Here is a 16190-nt window from a genome sequence, read left to right on the forward strand (position 1 = left end):
TTGGCCGGCTTCCCCCCCTCGTTGCCAGCCAAGCCCCCGGGCCCCGTCGGCACCGCACGAAACGGTCGCCGGGCCCCGGAGTTCATGCCACGCCCACAGCTGCCCGTCACCGGGCCGTGGCGACGTCAGCACGCGACTGCGGGCCGGCACTCACGCGGGTCCGCAGGTTCCGGAACTGCCGCAGCTGCATCAGCAGGTGCACGGGTTCCCACAGCAGCAGGTCCAGGGGCCGGGTGAGCGGCCGCGGGCGGCTTTGGCCGCGCGTCCGGACGACGAGCCGGGTACCGCCCTGGGCGGTCCGGCGCAGATGGAAACCCCAGACGGCATCCGTGTACGCCCCGGACAACGGCCCGAACCGCGCGTCGAAGGGATGACCGGACGGCAGCTCCAGGGACATCCGCAGCACCAGAGTCCGTTCCGGCTCGACGAGCGCGGCCGTGAACCACGCACCGCCCTCGGGCACCGCCTCCAGACGCTGGCCCTCCTTGAGGTCCTGCCACCGGTCGACGATACGCTCGGCACTCGGACGCCCGGCGTTGTCGAGCCGGTCGAAGCTGTACCAGCCCGCACGGTTGCAGCCCATCTGCACCAGCCAGGGCCAGACGGCATCCGGCGGCGCCGGCAGCGTCGTCGCCATGGTCGACTGCCCGTCGTACCGGGCAATCAGCTCATCCCCGGGCCACTCGCCGGCGGCCTCGGCCCGGGTGGCACCCCAGGCCAGCAGACGCGGACGGATGACGACACCGTAGGCGACGGCCGCCACGAGCGCGCCCGCGCGAGGCAGGGACCGCAACACCGGTCGGTTTCCGCTCATGGCGCCAGCGTCTTCCCACCGCCCTGCCGGGCCCAGGGGCCGGCCGGCCCAGAACGGGGCCGTTCGGCACCTGGCACCGTCCCGGCACACCGGGCCGACGATGAAGGTACGAACACGCCTGCCCGACTGGCGGGCCAGGTGCCTGCCGGGTCCTGGGCGTGGTCCCCAGCCGTACCCACGAGCACGGGGAGGAACGATGAACTGGCCCACCGCGGTGGTCATCATCGCCGCGCTGTTCACCCTCGCAGCCATCCTCAGCAGCTACTTCGCAGCGAAGAAGCGATGAGGGCCGGCACCAAAACCATGAACGCGTGACGCAGCGGAGCGCAGTGTCGGCGACTTCCGGCGCTGCGGCGCTTTCCGGCCTTCCAGGATATCGCCCACTACTGAGCGCGGTCTTGAGAGTAACGCCCGACAGGCTTCGGCCGAGGAGGATCCATGACCAACCGCATCGATCAACCGCACAAACTCGACCTGGTCGGCAACCCGGTACGGATCAGCGGTATCGGCACCGGCCACGAGGCCACGCTCCAGTACCGCGTCGGCGACGGGCACGACGAAGTGACCGGCCACTTCAGCGTCGGCGGCGGCGCGGGAGAACACGGACAGTTCCAGGTCCAGGCCGACGTCGGACGCGCAGCATTCAAGCTCGACCGGCTGCTCGTCCAGGTCTTCGAGAAAAGCCCCAAGGACGGCAGTGAGATCAACCTGGTGTCGGTACCCGTGATCTACGGGCCGCGCATCGTGAAGGGCTACTACGGCTACCGCGAACACAAGGTGGTGAAGGGCGACACCCTGTCGTCCATCTCCAAGGCGTTCTACGGGGACGCGTCCCTGTTCAACCGCATCGTGCGGGCGAACCCCGACCAGATATCGGACCCCGACAAGATCATGCCGGGTCAGGTGCTGCGCATTCCCATCGGCTCCTGACGGCCAACCGGATACCTGGAAAGCGGCACCCAAAGGGCCTCGCCCACGCATCCGGCCCTGGTCCGGCCGTCCCATCGTCCCCGGCCCGCATAGCGGGCCGGGGACGATCCCGTTGGAAAGAAAACACCAGCCGGGCCTTGGGATGAACGGCCGTTCCGCGGGTCGTTCGGCCCCTCCCAGAGTGCTTCTCCCGCCTGTGCACTTGGCTATGACGGCACTCGACGTACTGATGGCCACGGGTGCTGCTGCCGCAAGGAGGCAGGGTCATGAACGGCTTCGACCCCGAACACATTCACTGGGACCCCGTGCCTTTCGTCGGCTGGCCGCTCGTGGGAGCCGTGCTGGCCCTGTCCGCCGCCGTGCTGGTGGCTCTGCTCGCCCGGTTGCGGCACACATGCCGCCGACCGCCCCGACCAGCCGTGCACGTCACCCCGTCCTGCGGCGCCACAGAGGCCCGATCTCGGCCCACTCCTTGTCCCAAGCGTCGAGACGTCGGCGATCCAGCGCGCGGCGTGCCCACCACGCGGCCGAGAGGACGACGGCGCCCGATCCGACGCCGGCCCACACCCCGGTCGCCGTGGCAGCCGACAGTACGTCGTCGTGATCGAGGGGTTTCCTGGTGAGCCGGCCGTCGTTCAGGACCCACACGGTGATGTGTGCCCCTTTCCGCTTGCCGACTTCCACTTGCGTCTCGCCGGTGCGAGCCGATCCGTCCGGCGCGTTCCACCGGACCCTCGCCGGGAAACGGCCACCGACTGTGCCGTCCCGCTGAGCCACGGCCTCCGGTACGTCCTGCATCAGCTCCGCTGTCACCGGATGACGCGTCCTCTGCTGTTCCCGCATGACCTGGTTCTGCACCTCGTAGGACCAGGACGCGGCGCAGAATCCGGCCGTCGGAGCGCCGGCGACCAGCAGCAGCGCCGCCACCAGGCCGAGCCAGCCGTCGACCGCGTCGACCTTGCGGCGTAACGGGCTACGCCGCCAGCGCCACCACCTGTTCGCAGCGCGCATCAGACGACACCTCCTTCGCCTCACCGCGCAACCTCCCACCCCACGCTCGGCCCCGGGAGGGACGACACGGGCACGACGGGGGCCGTCCGGCCCGTGGCCGGCGGCGGAAGACGTCGTCCTTGCGGCCGTCCGGGCGCTCCGTCGTCCGGGCGAGGCGGTCTCACCAGGGCTGTTCGGCCCCTGCTCTGCGAAGCGCACCGGGCGGACGCTACGAGGACGAGGACGGCAGGAAACAAGAATGCGCGAACACCGCGCGTTCCCTGGAACGTTCTCGGGAACGGCGAAGGAGGGACACCATGTCCTGTCCGTCTTATCCGTCCCGTCAGCCCTACCCGGCCCGCCTGGAAGCGGACTTCCCTTCGCGGGTGTCCCGCTGGCTGTGGCTGGTGAAATGGCTGCTCATCATCCCGCACGCGATCGTGCTGTCACTGCTGTGGATCGCGTTCCTCGCCGTCAGCGTGGTGGGGTGGTTCGCGATCCTGGTCACGGCCCGGTACCCGCGGGCCCTGTTCGACTTCCAGGTCGGAGTGCTGCGCTGGACCTGGCGGGTGTCGTTCTACAGCTACTCCGCTCTCGGAACGGACCGCTACCCGCCGTTCCGCCTGGCCGACGTACCCGACTACCCGGCACACTTCGACGTGACGTATCCCAAGCACCTGTCCCGCGGCCTGGCCCTGGTCAAGTGGTGGCTGCTGGCCCTGCCCCACTACGCGCTCGTGGCGCTCTTCACCTCCGGGTACGGGAACTGGGGCGGGCTCATCGGGCTGCTCGTGCTCTTCGCCGCGGTCGCGGTTCTGTTCACCGGGCGCTATCCCGGCGGCATCTTCGCCCTCGTCATCGGGCTCAACCGCTGGGTGATGCGGGTGGCCGCCTACGCCGCCCTGCTCACCGACACCTACCCGCCGTTCCGGCTCGACCTCGGCGCCGGGGAACCTGCCGACGACAGCCGGCAGGCCGAACGGAAGTCCAGGAGCGACCAGGACGCCAGGGCCCCGCACCGGACCGCTCAAGGCATCGGGGAAACAGCCGGCTGACACGGTCGCTTCCCTGCCACCGTCTTACGGGCACACCCTCAGGAGGTTGCTGCGCCCGGCCGTACGACCGGTCTCGGATGCGCGCTGCGTGCCCCTCGGGTCCATGCGTCGGTGATGGCTGACCTTCATTGGCGTACCGCAGTGCGCACCCACCGCTCTGGCGTTGCTGCTCGCCGCCGGCACAGCGGCCCTGTCCGAACGGCGGCGACTGGACAGGGGCCGCGAGGCCCTCCCTCGGACGGCGGGGGCTTGCGGCCCTGTGAAACGCCGTGGCCGCACTCAGGAGCGGCGGCGGTTGGCGGCCATCTTGCGCATCGAGAGAGGTATCGGCACGAAGTGCAGCTCGGTGGTCCCGGCGGCCGAGTCGTGACCGAAGACGACCCGGACCTTGCCGATTCCGAACCGGGACAGATCAATCCGGAATATATAGGGATCATTTTCGTCGTCGGGGCAGAGCGGGATGCCCCGGAGCATCGTGGGAACGGGTGTCAGGCTGCGCAGCATGAGCCGGCCGCCGCGGACGAAGACCTCGGCCGCGGACCCTGCCATGGCCCGGGCCCGTACGTCCGTGATCCGTCCGGCGAGGGCGTACCACCCGCACAGCTCGCCCCAGATCTCGGGGCGCTGCGGCACGTCGGTGCGGAGCGTTTGCTCCGGGAGGCCGATCAGCCGGCGCAGGAGTGCCTCGGTCTCGGCGGGCAGCCACAGCAGGGCGCGATGGGCGGCGTTGGTCAGAGCGATCACTCCGATCCCGTCGTCCGGGGCCACGAAGAGCTGTGAGGTGAAGCCGGGCAGGATCCCCTGGTGCTCGACGAACCGGTGGCCGTCCGCCGCACCGCGGAAGAAGGCCAGCCCCATCCCCGGCACGCGGGGATCGGGCTGGTAGTGGGGGGCGAACATCATGGCCAGCGTCGAGGGTTCGACGGCCGCACCGTGCTCGTTGGTCCCGCCGTTCAGGAGCGCGGAAACATAGCGGGCCATGTCCCGCGTCGTGGAGCAGACGGAGGAGGCGCCCGGGGTCGTCCGCTCCCGGTCGGTGACCGCTTTCAGGCCCCGGGCGCGCAGTTCGTACCCCGTCGCCAGGCGGCCGCGGATCCGTTCGGACCGCACCAGATCGGTGTCGTGCATACCCCACGGCGTGAAAACGTGTTCGCGCAGGTAGCGGTCGAACGGCTCGCCGCTGACGTCTTCGACGATCTGGCCGAGCGTGGCGAACCCGTGGTTGGCGTACGTCCACTGCGTACCCGGCTCGGCGTCCACCCGCAGGCCGCGGCGGTAGTACTCGGCGAGGGACGGCAGCGGCCGGCCGGGCTTGACGCCTTCTCCCGCGTTGGCCCGCAGCAGGTCGGCGGGCCCGCGCAGTTCGCCGATTCCGGCGGTGTGGGTGAGCAGGTGCCGCAGCGTGGCCGGCCGGAAGCCTTCCTTGGCCGGCGACAGCCGGAACGCCTTGAGGTAGCTGCCGGCGGGTGCGTCGAGGTCCACCATTCCTCGTTCCCACAATTGCATCACCGCGACGGCGGTGAACGTCTTGCTGATGGAAGCGATGCGGAAGGCCGTATCCTCGCTGATCGGTGTGCGCGCGGCCAGGTCGGCGAAACCGTGCCCCACGAAATGTTCGACACGGCCGTCGCGCACCACTCCCAGCGCGAGCCCTCCGACGGAGTGGCGGTTGAGCATCTCGGCGACCCGGTGTTCCGTCACGGCCGCGATGTCCTGGAGCACGGCTCCTCCTCACCGCGCCTCTCCCGGAGGCGCTGTGCGCCGCCTACGGACGGCGGCTGTCACTGGCCCGGACCACCGAGACTGCCGGGCCCGCTGCCCGTGGGCGAGACGGGAACGCGCCGGATCGGGGCACTGCCCCACCCCGCGGCTTTGTTCCCTTCCGGATCGCACCGGTCGACTCGGTCGTCAAGGCGGGGGCCCGGCAGTCGCAGGAAGGCGAGCACACGTCCGTCAAGGGGCCGTACGGGCCACGGCTGGAGACGGCCGGCCCGATGTGACGTGGATGCCCGCATCGCCACAGTGGCAGGGCCAACGGGTCATGAACCCAGGCGAAGGAGGGGATCTTCCTGGAGACGGCACGCGACGCGCTCTCGCGCCCCTCCAGGAAAATCCCGGATACCGAGACGAAGGCCGGGCAAGCGGTGGGCAGGAGATCCGAGTCCGACGCGGAGGCCGCTGTGCGTCAGGCCCGGCGGCCGGGTTCCCTCCCCCGGGCCGCGTACCAGCGCGAGTTACTGCATCTGCAGACCGAGCTGGTCAAGGTCCAGGAGTGGGTGCGGGCCGAGGGCGCCCGGCTCGTGGTCGTCTTCGAGGGGCGGGACGCGGCCGGCAAGGGCGGTGTGATCAAGCGGGTGGCCGAGCACCTCAACCCGCGGGTCGCGCGGATCGTCGCGCTGCCCGCGCCGTCCGGCCGGGAGCGGGGGCAGTGGTACTTCCAGCGGTACGTGGAACGGCTGCCGACCGCGGGCGAGATCGTGTTGTTCGACCGCAGTTGGTACAACCGGGCCGGTGTCGAGCACGTCATGGGCTTCTGCGACGACGAGGAGTACCGGCGCTTCCTGCGCCAGTGCCCGGTGTTCGAGCGGATGCTGGTGGAGGACGGCATCCTGCTGCGCAAGTACTGGTTCTCGGTGAGCGACGCCGTACAGGAGCAGCGCTTCCGCAGCCGCCTGGAGGACCCGACGCGGCGCTGGAAGCTGTCGCCCATGGACCTGGAGTCCGTCACCCGGTGGGAGGCGTACTCCCGCGCCAAGGACACGATGTTCGCGCACACCGACATCCCCGAGGCCCCGTGGTACGTCGTCGAGAGCGACGACAAGCGACGGGCCCGCCTCAACATGATCGCGCACCTGCTGTCCACGCTCCCCTATCACGAGGTGCGGCAACCGGAACTCACGCTGCCGCCACGGCCGCCGTCCACCGGCTACCGGCGCCCGCCGAGGGAGTCCCAGACCCGTGTACCGGACCACCCCGTCCCTGACTGACGGTCCGGGCCGGTGACGGCGTGACCTGCGCCGAGTAACCCTCCGGCCGGGCCGAACGGCCCCTCGGCAGACGGGCCGCGGCGGCCCACTCTGAGGGGACAGGGACAGCGGACGGAGTTCCGCACCCGTCCCTGGTGAGGGGCAGGAGGCAGCCATGTGGGTCATCGGATTCGGTATCGGCGCCATCCTCTGGGGCGGCCTGACCATCATCGGCGGAACCGACAGCGCCGCGTTCCCGTGGCTCCTGATCTTCGTGGGCGTCATCGCGCTCACCGCCTCGGGCCTCTGGTACGGGCCGCACCGCCACCCCGGCGAGAGCGGGACGGTCCTTGAGGAGCGGCACTACTACAGTGACCCGCCCACTCATCACCGCCGGTGACTCCCGGGCCGGGCGGCGCGCACCAGGGCCGTTCGGCCCCCTCCCGGCCGGAGTTCTCCGGCCGACGATGAGGACACGGACCCCATGGGACGCTGCCGAGGAGGCGCTGATGTCCCGGAGTGCAGTTGCACCGGATGCGGTGATCTCGGCGACGGACGGGCTGGCCACGCTGGTCGGTGTCCTCGCCGAGGAACACACCGTCATCGGCCCCACCCCCCGCGACGGCGCGATCGTCCTCGCGGAGCTCTCCACGGCGGACGAGCTGCCGCACGGCTGCGGTGTGGAGACGGCGGCCGGCCGGTACCGGCTGGTGCGCCGCCCGGACGCGATGATCTTCGCGCACAGTGCCGGGCCGCAGTCGTGGAAGGCGTACCTGCACCCGCAGCGCGAGCGGCTGTGGACGGTGGACCGGGACGCGCGGGGCCGGCTCGCCTTCCGTGCGGAGGACGGCGAGCCGCCCGCGTACGCGTTCCTGGGCGTACGGCCGTGCGATCTGCGGGCCATTGCCATCCAGGACCGGGTGCTGGGCGGCGGACCGCACGCGGACACCGCCTACCGGCGCCGCCGCGACCGTACGTTCATCGTCGCCGTGGAGTGCACCGATCCCGGCGCCACCTGCTTCTGCACGTCGATGGGCACGGGCCCGGGCGTCGGGGAGGGCGGTCCGCCCGCGTACGACCTGGCGCTGACCGAGGTGCTGGACGAGGACGGGCACCGCTTCCGGGTACGGGCGGGGAGCCCGGCGGGTGAACGGGTACTGGCCCGGCTCCCCCGCCGTACCTGCGACCCGGCGACCCGGACCGCCGCCCGCGCGGCCGTCACGGCCGCCGCGGAGCACATGGAACGCGCCATGCCGCCGGTCGACCTGCACACCCTGATGGCCGGTTCACACGACGCCACCCGCTGGGACGACGTCGCCGCACGCTGCCTGACCTGCGGCAACTGCACGATGGTCTGCCCGACCTGTTTCTGCACCACCACCGAGGACGTCACCGATCTGACGGGCGACCACGCGGAGCGGTGGCAGCGCTGGGACTCCTGCTTCGACCTGGACTTCACCCACTTGCACGGCGGCCCGGTCCGCGCGTCCGCGCGCAGCCGCTACCGGCAGTGGCTCACCCACAAGCTCGGCACTTGGCACGACCAGTTCGGGGAGTCGGGCTGTGTCGGCTGCGGGCGCTGCATCGTGTGGTGCCCGGTCGGCATCGACATCACCGAGGAGGCCGCCGCCCTGCACGCGGAGGCCCGCAGCTCGCACGCCACCGATGAGGAGGCACCGTCATGACCACCAGGACCGGACTGAAGACCATGCTGTGTCAGCTGGACGCCCTCAGCGACGACCAGCGTGTGCGGCTGATGGGCCTGGCCCGCGAGGTGTCCTTCCGGGCGGGTGCGCGGCTTTTCGAGGAGCGCCGCGCCGCCGACCGGTTCTGGATCGTCCGGACCGGCAGCGTCGTCCTGGACCTCCACGTGCCCGGCCGCCGGGCCGCGGTGATCGAGACCCTGGGCCCCGGGGACCTGGTGGGCTGGTCCTGGCTCTTCCCGCCGCGCAACTGGCACCTGGGCGCCGAGGCTCAAAGCCCCGTACGAGCCTGGGAGTTCGACGCCGAGGCCGTGCGCCGGCTGTGCCGGGAGGACCCGAAGCTGGGGTACGCGCTGGTGCTGGCGGTGGCCGAGGTCATCGGGCACCGGCTGGAGTGCGCCCGTACCCGGCTGCTGGACCTGTACGGGCCGTACGGAAGCGGGCTGCCACGATGACCACGGCCCCCGCCTCTTCCGTGCCGGTGCCCTACCGGGTCACCTGGCGTCGGCGGGAGGCCACGGACACCGTGACGATGAAGATCCGTCCGGTCGGCCGGCCGCTGCCGGAGTTCCGGCCGGGGCAGTTCGCGATGCTGTACGCCTTCGGGGTCGGCGAGATACCGGTCTCCGTGTCCGGTCTTCCGGTGGGTGAGAACGCGCTGGTGCACACCGTGCGGGCGGTCGGCGCGGTGTCCCGGGCGCTGTGCGGGCTGGGTGTGGGCGACACCGTGGGGGTGCGGGGGCCGTACGGCACCGGTTGGGACCTGGAGACGGCCCTGGGCCGGGACGTTCTCGTGATCGCCGGTGGGATCGGTCTGGCGCCGCTGCGCCCGCTCGTGCTGCGGATGCTGGCGGAGCCCGGACGTCACGGGCGGATCAGCGTCCTGATCGGTGCCCGCACGCCGAGCGATCTGCTGTACCGGCTCCAGGCCCGCGCGTGGCGTACGGCGGCGCGGGTGGCGGTCACGGTGGACCGGCCGGAGGCCGGCTGGCAGGGCGACGTGGGCGTGGTCACCCGGCTGCTGCCGCGTGTCCGATGGACACCCGCCGATACCACCGCCTTCGTCTGCGGCCCCGAGCCGATGATCCACGCCACCGCGCGTGACCTGGTGCGGGCAGGCGTCCCGCCGCACCGCGTCCACGTGTCGCTGGAGCGCAACATGCGCTGCGGCGAGGGCAACTGCGGCCACTGCCAGCTGGGCCCCCTCCTGCTGTGCCGGGACGGGCCGGTCACCGGCTGGGACCGCGCCGACCCCCTCCTCGCCGTGAAGGAGCTGTGAGATGAGCGCCCCCCGACCGGCCCCCCGCAACGGTGCGGCACCACGCCCGACGCTCGCCGTCTTCAAGCTCGCCTCGTGCGACGGCTGCCAGCTGACCCTGCTCGACTGCGAGGACGAACTCCTCACCGTGGCCGGGCGGGTGGAGATCGCGCACTTCCTGGAGGCGTCCAGCGCCGTCCGGCCCGGCCCGTACGACCTCGCCCTCGTCGAAGGGTCCGTCACCACACCGCAGGACGCCGAGCGCGTTCGGGAGATCCGGGCCGCCGCGCGCTTCCTGGTCACCATCGGCGCCTGCGCCACGGCCGGCGGCATCCAGGCACTGCGCGACTTCGCCGACGTGGAGGAGTTCCGCGCCACCGTCTACGCCCGCCCCGACTACATCGCCACCCTCGCCACCTCCACCCCCGTCTCCGCCCACGTTCCCGTCGACTTCGAGCTGCGCGGCTGCCCCATCGACCGCGGCCAGCTCCTCGAAGTGATCACGGCTTTCCTCGCAGGCCGCAAGCCGGACGTGCCCGACCACAGTGTCTGCTTCGCCTGCAAGCGGCGCGGCACCGTGTGCGTGACCGTCGCGCACGGCACGCCCTGCCTGGGACCGGTCACCCATGCCGGGTGCGGCGCCATCTGCCCGGCGTACGGGCGCGGCTGCTACGGCTGCTTCGGGCCGTCCGGCTCGGTCAACCTGCCCGCGCTGATCCCGTTGCTGCGGCGGGACGGCATGAGCGAGGACGACGTACGGCGCGCCCTGCGCACGTACAACGCCGCGTCCTTCGTCGAGGTGGAGGGAGCCGGGGCCGGGGGAGCCGGAGTGAAGGGAGCGCCGTCATGACGCACCGCGGCTCGCGCGTGCTGCACGTCGGCCCGCTCGCCCGGGTCGAGGGGGAAGGCGCCCTGCACCTGACGGTCGACGACGGCACGGTCACCGGCGCCGAGCTGCGCATCTACGAGCCGCCGCGGTTCTTCGAGGCGTTCCTGCGCGGCCGCTCCCACACCGAGCCGCCGGACATCACCGCGCGGGTGTGCGGCATCTGCCCGGTGGCGTACCAGATGAGCGCCTGCCGGGCCGTCGAGGACGCCTGCGGGGTGACGGTCGACGGGCAACTGGCGGCGCTGCGGCGGCTGCTGTACTGCGGTGAGTGGATCGAGAGCCAGATCCTGCACATCCACCTGCTGCACGCCCCGGACTTCCTCGGCGTCGACGGCGCGGTCGAACTCGCCCGCACCCAGCGCGCGCACGTGGAACGCGGACTGCGCATCAAACAGGCGGGCAACGCGATCCTCGAACAGCTCGGCGGACGCGCCATCCACCCGGTCAACGTGCGGCTCGGCGGCTTTCACCGCGTACCGGCCACCGGGGAACTGGGGCCGCTGGCCGAACGGCTGCGCAGAGCCCGCGACGACGCGTGGCAGACCGTGTGCTGGGTCGCCGGCTTCGACTTCCCCGACGCCGGACTGGACCACGCCCTGCTGGCACTGGCCGAACCCGGCCGCTACGCCATCGACTCCGGCACCCCCACCGTCATGGCCGCCCCGCACACCCACGGGCTGCCGTCCGGAACCGCCGCTCCCCTGCCCCTGCGGCAGTTCCCCGTGTACGCGTTCCCGTCCGAGGTCACCGAGGAGCAAGTTCCCTACTCCACCGCCCTCCAGGCCGCCTTGGACGGCGAGCGCTACCTCACCGGCTCGCTGGCCCGCTACGCGATCAGCGGGCGCTGGCTGTCCCCGCTCGCGCAGGAGGCGGCGCGGGCGGGCGGGCTCGGCGATCCGGCGGCCGGGAAGGTGTGCCGCAATCCGTTCCGCAGCATCGTCGTCCGGGCCGTCGAGGCGCTGTACGCGATCGACGAGGCGCTGCGGATCATCGACGCGTACGAGCCGCCGCCCCGCCCGTACGTGGCCGTGCCGCCGCGCGCCGGGACCGGCCACGGCGCCACCGAAGCCCCCCGCGGCCTGCTCTACCACCGCTACACGCTGGACGCCGCCGGCCTGATCACCGCCGCCACCCTCGTGCCGCCCACCTCCCAGAACCAGGGCGCCATCGAGGACGACCTGCGCCGCCTCGTCCAGGCCCGCCTGGACACCGGCGCGGGGGACACGGAGGCGGAGCTGACCGCCCTGTGCGAGCGCGGCATCCGCAACCACGATCCGTGCATCTCCTGTTCCGCCCACTTCCTCGACCTCACCGTCGACACGGTCGACCGTGCCCGAAGGAGCCCGCCATGCCCGTGACCGACCCCGGCAACCCGCAGGAACACGGTCTGCACACCGTGAGCGACGTGATGACCCACACCGTCGTGGCCGTCGGCCGAGACGCGTCGTTCAAGGAGATCGTGCAGATGATGGAGCAGTGGAAGGTCAGCGCCCTGCCGGTGCTGGAGGGCGAGGGCCGGGTGATCGGCATCGTCTCCGAGGCCGACCTGCTGCCCAAGGAGGAGTTCCGCGACAGCGATCCCTCGCGGTTCGAGCAGCGCCGGCGGCTGGAGGACCTGGCCAAGGCCGGTGCGCTGACCGCGGGGGAGCTGATGACCGCGCCCGCCATCTGCGTGCACGCCGACGCAGCCCTCCCCCAGGCCGCCCGCATCATGGCCGTACGGCACGTCAAGCGCCTGCCCGTCACCGATGCCCAGGGGCTGCTGCAAGGTGTGATCAGCCGCAGCGATCTGCTCAAGGTCTTCCTGCGCTCCGACGCCGACATCGCCGACGAGGTACGCCGCGTGGTGATCGACCAGGTCTTCCCCGGGCAGCACGTGGGCGTCACCGTGGAAGACGGCGTGGTCGAGCTGAGCGGACGGGTACGCGACAGTACGTTCGTGCCCGTCGCGGCCCGGCTGTGCCGTGCCGTCGAGGGCGTCGTCGACGTCACCTGGGAACAGGACGAGCGCGCCCACGGCAGCGTTCCCCCGTCCGGCCCGACGGGACCGTGATGCGCTATCTCGACGAGTACCGCGATCCCGAGCTGGCCCAAAGCCTGCTGGACCGGCTCCGGCGCGTCGCCACCCGCCCGTGGCGCATCATGGAGGTCTGCGGCGGACAGACCCACACGCTCGTGCGCCAGGGCATCGACGAACTGCTGCCCGCCGGCCTCCGCATGATCCACGGACCGGGGTGTCCGGTGTGCGTGACGCCGCTGGAGACCCTGGACCGGGCCATGGCCGTCGCCGCCCGGCCCGAGGTGACCTTCACCAGCTTCGGGGACATGCTGCGCGTGCCCGGTACGCACACCGACCTGCTGTCGCTGCGGGCGCGAGGCGCGGACGTACGGGTCGTGTACTCCCCGATGGACGCCGTACGGATCGCCGTCGCCGAACCCGACCGTCAGGTCGTCTTCCTGGCCGTCGGGTTCGAAACGACCGCCCCGGCCAACGCGATGGCCGTCCTGCACGCCCGCCGGCTGGGCCTGGCCAACTTCTCCGTGCTGGTCAGCCACGTCCTCGTGCCACCGGCCATGACCGCGTTGCTGGCCGATCCGGACTGCGAGGTGCAGGCGTTCCTCGCCGCCGGGCACGTGTGCGCCGTGATGGGCTGGCGGCAGTACGAGCCGATCGCCGCCCGCTGGCGCGTGCCCATCGTGGTCACCGGCTTCGAACCCCTCGATCTCCTCGAAGGCGTCCTGATGGCGGTCGAACAGCTGGAAGAGGGCCGCGAGGAGGTCGAGAACCAGTACGCGCGCGCAGTCCAGCGTGCCGGGAACCGCCACGCGCAGCAGGTTGTGGCCGAGGTCTTCCGGATCACCGACCGCACCTGGCGCGGCATCGGACCGCTTCCCGCCAGTGGCCTCGAACTGGCCCCGGCGTTCGTCTCCTACGATGCCGCGCGCCGCTTCCGCGTCATGGACGTGCGCTCCGCCGAGCACCCCGAATGCATCACGGGCGCCATCCTCACCGGCGCCCGGGAACCGACCGACTGCGGCGCCTACGGCGTCCGCTGCACCCCACGCACCCCGCTCGGTGCCCCCATGGTCTCCGCCGAGGGCACCTGCGCCGCCTACTTCGCGGCCGGGCGCACCCGTGCCGCCCCCGCAGGGAGCCCACCATGACGATCCAGTGCCCCACACCACGACACGAGGACGAGCGGGTCCTGCTCGGCCACGGCGCGGGCGGCCGCCTCACCGCGGAACTCCTCGACACCCTTCTGCTTCCGGCGCTGGGGGTGCCGCCCGGCCCGCTGGAGGACGCCGCCGTACTGCCTCCCGTGGGCCTGCCGGTCATCAGCACCGACAGCTTCGTCGTCAGCCCGCTGTTCTTCCCCGGCGGTGACATCGGCTCCCTCGCCGTCCACGGCACGGTCAACGACCTCGCCATGCGTGGCGCCGAACCGGTCGCCCTGGCGGTGGCGCTCATCATCGAGGAGGGCCTGCCGCTGGCCCAGCTGCGGTCGGTGGTGGAATCGCTGGGCAAGGCCGCCGCCGAGGCGGAAGTGCCGGTGGTCACCGGGGACACGAAGGTCGTCGGGCGTGGCGCCGCCGACCGGCTGTTCATCACCACCACCGGCGTCGGGCGGCGCATCCCCGCTCTCCACCCCTCGGCGGCGCGCGCCCGGCCCCACGACGCGATCCTGCTCTCCGGCCCCCTCGGTCTGCACGGTACCGCCGTGCTCAGTACCCGTGAGGGTCTGGGCTTCGAGGCCGACATCGCCTCCGACTCGCGTCCTCTGCACCGCCTGGTACGCGCCCTCGCCCCACTCGGCGGCGACATCCACACGCTGCGGGACCCGACGCGCGGCGGGCTCGCCGCCACTCTCAACGAGATCGCCGCGGCGTCCGGCACCGGAGCCCTGATCGAGGAGAGCGCCGTTCCCGTCCCCGGGCCCGTCGCCACCGCGTGCGACCTGCTCGGACTCGACCCCCTGCAGGTCGCCAACGAAGGCTGCCTGGTCGCCTGCGTACCGGAAGCCCGGGCGGACGACGTACTGGACGCGATGCGCGGCGTGCCCGAAGGAGCGGCGGCGGTACGCATCGGGCGAACCACCGCCGCGCACCCCGGACGCGTGGAGCTGCGCACCCGCGTCGGCTCCCACCGCGTCATCGACATGCCGCTGGGCGAACAACTGCCCCGCATCTGCTGACCACTGTTCGAGGAGGAAGCATGCGCGTGTTCATCGGTCATGCGGGAGAGCACGGATCCACCCGCGGCATCGCCGAACGCATCGCGGCCACGCTCACGGAGCAGGGGCTCCGGGCCGACCTGACGGACCTGGCCGACGAGCGTGCCGCCTCCCCCGGCCACGACGCCTGTGTGCTCGGCAGCGCCGTCCACAGCGGCCGCTGGATGCCCGCGGCCGCCGAGTACGTACGCCGCTACACCCCCGAACTCGCCCGGCAGCCCCTGTGGCTCTTCAGCGTCGGCCTGGCCCGCGTCTTCGGCGGTCCTCTCGAACGGTGGTCCCGGAACCCGGACCCGCTGCCCGCCGTACGCGACCTCCTCTCTCCCGTGGAGCACCGGCTGCTGGCGGGCGCCTTCGAGCGGGAGCACACCTCCCTGCTCGGGCACGTGATCTTCCGGGCGATGGGCGGCCGCTACGGGGACCACCGGGACTGGCAGGAAATCGACGCATGGGCGGAGGACATCGCCCACCGACTTCTGTCGGCGCCGTCCGGGAAGGAGCACCATCGGAACGGAACCGCGCCAAGCCTCCGTGTCCTCTGACTCGGCGGGCCGGGTCGGGCGCGGTAGCGGCCCGCCGACGCTCATGGACGGAGCGATGCCTCATGCACGCACCAGCCGCCCCGCACCCGATCCGCGTCTTCCTGCTGGACGACCACGAAATGGTCCGCCGGGGCGTACGCGATCTGCTCGACGGCGAACCGGACATCGAGGTGGTGGGCGAGGCCGCCGACCAGCGCGAGGCCCTGGCCAGGGGCCCTGCGGTACGTCCGCACGTCGCGCTGCTGGACGTACGGCTCGGCCCGGGCAGCCCCGAAGGCGACCACGGGGGCATCGAGGTGTGCCGCGAACTGCGCGCCCGTCTACCGGGCCTGGCCTGCCTGATGCTGACGTCCTTCGACGACGAGGCCCTCTTCGACGCCATCATGGCCGGCGCCGCCGGCTACGTCCTCAAGCAGATCAAAGGCTCCGACCTGGTCTCGGCCGTCCGTACCGTGGCGGCCGGCGCGTCCCTGCTCGACCCGGGCGCCACCGCGCGCGTCATGGCCCGGGTCCGCGGCGAAGAAGATCCCGTACCACCCGAACTGGCCCGCCTCTCCCCCAGGGAGCGGGAGATCCTCGAACTGATCGGTGAGGGCCTGACCAACGGCCAGATCGCCCAGCGGCTGTACCTGGCGGAGAAGACCGTCAAGAACCGCATCTCCTCCATCCTCGGGAAGCTCGGGGTCGGGCGCCGCGTCCAGGCCGCGGTCCTGGCCGAGAAGCTCCGCCACCGCGATACGGAACACGACGAACCGGGATGAGCACCGGGGCGGTCCGGCCGTCCGGCGTCACCCCTCTTCGGGCCGGACGG

17 protein-coding genes are annotated in these 16190 nt (G+C 71.9%); 14 read left to right on the forward strand and 3 right to left on the reverse strand.

Annotation, left to right across the window (positions count from 1 at the left end; genetic code table 11):
- Nucleotides 1–106 precede the first annotated feature (106 nt).
- On the reverse strand, nucleotides 107–814 hold the full coding sequence (locus CP973_RS22735; RefSeq protein WP_150244364.1) for a hypothetical protein: 708 nt from the start codon (nucleotides 812–814) through the stop codon (nucleotides 107–109).
- Nucleotides 815–1252: 438 nt separating this feature from the next.
- Here CP973_RS22735 and CP973_RS41445 point away from each other — a divergent pair, with 438 nt between their 5' ends.
- Complete coding sequence (locus tag CP973_RS41445) at nucleotides 1253–1744, forward strand: Gmad2 immunoglobulin-like domain-containing protein (protein WP_150244366.1); 492 nt, start codon at nucleotides 1253–1255, stop codon at nucleotides 1742–1744.
- A 426-nt stretch (nucleotides 1745–2170) separates the two neighbouring features.
- Here the strand turns inward: CP973_RS41445 and CP973_RS22745 are convergent, their stop codons facing one another.
- Nucleotides 2171–2755: an Rv1733c family protein gene (locus CP973_RS22745; protein ID WP_150244368.1), complete on the reverse strand. Its 585-nt coding sequence runs from the start codon at nucleotides 2753–2755 to the stop codon at nucleotides 2171–2173.
- Between the two features lie 296 nt (nucleotides 2756–3051).
- On the opposite strand from CP973_RS22745, the gene CP973_RS22750 reads away from it, so the two are divergent.
- Complete coding sequence (locus CP973_RS22750; protein WP_150244370.1) at nucleotides 3052–3789, forward strand: DUF4389 domain-containing protein; 738 nt, start codon at nucleotides 3052–3054, stop codon at nucleotides 3787–3789.
- A 279-nt stretch (nucleotides 3790–4068) separates the two neighbouring features.
- On the opposite strand, the gene CP973_RS22755 is transcribed toward CP973_RS22750, so the two are convergent.
- Entirely contained in the window at nucleotides 4069–5511 is a 1443-nt protein-coding gene (locus CP973_RS22755; protein ID WP_244409949.1) for a serine hydrolase domain-containing protein, read from the reverse strand.
- Between the two features lie 458 nt (nucleotides 5512–5969).
- Between CP973_RS22755 and ppk2 the strand changes: the two genes are divergently transcribed.
- The 12 genes from ppk2 (at nucleotide 5970) to CP973_RS22815 (ending at nucleotide 16140) form a co-directional block, all read left to right on the forward strand.
- On the forward strand, nucleotides 5970–6776 hold the full coding sequence (gene ppk2, locus CP973_RS22760; RefSeq protein WP_150244372.1) for a polyphosphate kinase 2: 807 nt from the start codon (nucleotides 5970–5972) through the stop codon (nucleotides 6774–6776).
- Between the two features lie 154 nt (nucleotides 6777–6930).
- Complete coding sequence (locus CP973_RS22765; RefSeq protein ID WP_150244374.1) at nucleotides 6931–7155, forward strand: hypothetical protein; 225 nt, start codon at nucleotides 6931–6933, stop codon at nucleotides 7153–7155.
- Between the two features lie 109 nt (nucleotides 7156–7264).
- Nucleotides 7265–8440: a 4Fe-4S dicluster domain-containing protein gene (locus CP973_RS22770; RefSeq protein WP_150244376.1), complete on the forward strand. Its 1176-nt coding sequence runs from the start codon at nucleotides 7265–7267 to the stop codon at nucleotides 8438–8440.
- Nucleotides 8437–8913, forward strand: a complete 477-nt coding sequence (locus tag CP973_RS22775; protein WP_150244378.1) for a cyclic nucleotide-binding domain-containing protein — start codon at nucleotides 8437–8439, stop codon at nucleotides 8911–8913. Before CP973_RS22770 ends, CP973_RS22775 begins: the two co-directional genes overlap by 4 nt.
- Nucleotides 8910–9737 (forward strand): FAD/NAD(P)-binding protein, encoded by an 828-nt coding sequence (locus CP973_RS22780; RefSeq protein ID WP_150244380.1) that lies wholly within the window; start codon nucleotides 8910–8912, stop codon nucleotides 9735–9737. Before CP973_RS22775 ends, CP973_RS22780 begins: the two co-directional genes overlap by 4 nt.
- 1 nt (nucleotide 9738) lies before the next feature.
- Entirely contained in the window at nucleotides 9739–10566 is an 828-nt protein-coding gene (locus tag CP973_RS22785) for an NADH-quinone oxidoreductase subunit B family protein (protein ID WP_150244382.1), read from the forward strand.
- Entirely contained in the window at nucleotides 10563–11963 is a 1401-nt protein-coding gene (locus tag CP973_RS22790; RefSeq protein ID WP_150244384.1) for a Ni/Fe hydrogenase subunit alpha, read from the forward strand. The genes CP973_RS22785 and CP973_RS22790 overlap by 4 nt, the downstream gene beginning before the upstream one ends.
- Entirely contained in the window at nucleotides 11954–12658 is a 705-nt protein-coding gene (locus tag CP973_RS22795; RefSeq protein WP_150244386.1) for a CBS domain-containing protein, read from the forward strand. Before CP973_RS22790 ends, CP973_RS22795 begins: the two co-directional genes overlap by 10 nt.
- A complete protein-coding gene (hypD, locus tag CP973_RS22800) occupies nucleotides 12658–13770 on the forward strand; it encodes a hydrogenase formation protein HypD (protein ID WP_150244388.1) in 1113 nt (370 codons plus the stop codon). Before CP973_RS22795 ends, hypD begins: the two co-directional genes overlap by 1 nt.
- On the forward strand, nucleotides 13767–14798 hold the full coding sequence (gene hypE / locus CP973_RS22805) for a hydrogenase expression/formation protein HypE (RefSeq protein WP_150244390.1): 1032 nt from the start codon (nucleotides 13767–13769) through the stop codon (nucleotides 14796–14798). Before hypD ends, hypE begins: the two co-directional genes overlap by 4 nt.
- A 20-nt stretch (nucleotides 14799–14818) precedes the next feature.
- The gene (locus CP973_RS22810; RefSeq protein ID WP_150244392.1) at nucleotides 14819–15379 is read left to right on the forward strand and encodes a flavodoxin domain-containing protein; all 561 of its coding nucleotides are present in this window, start codon (nucleotides 14819–14821) and stop codon (nucleotides 15377–15379) included.
- A gap of 62 nt (nucleotides 15380–15441) precedes the next feature.
- Nucleotides 15442–16140 carry a response regulator gene (locus CP973_RS22815; RefSeq protein WP_150244394.1) on the forward strand — a complete coding sequence of 233 codons (699 nt, stop codon included), beginning with the start codon at nucleotides 15442–15444 and terminating at the stop codon, nucleotides 16138–16140.
- The last annotated feature ends 50 nt before the right edge of the window (nucleotides 16141–16190 follow it).

Origin of the sequence: Streptomyces albofaciens JCM 4342, assembly GCF_008634025.1 — a bacterium.
In the GTDB taxonomy this organism is placed as follows: Bacteria; Actinomycetota; Actinomycetes; order Streptomycetales; family Streptomycetaceae; genus Streptomyces; species Streptomyces albofaciens.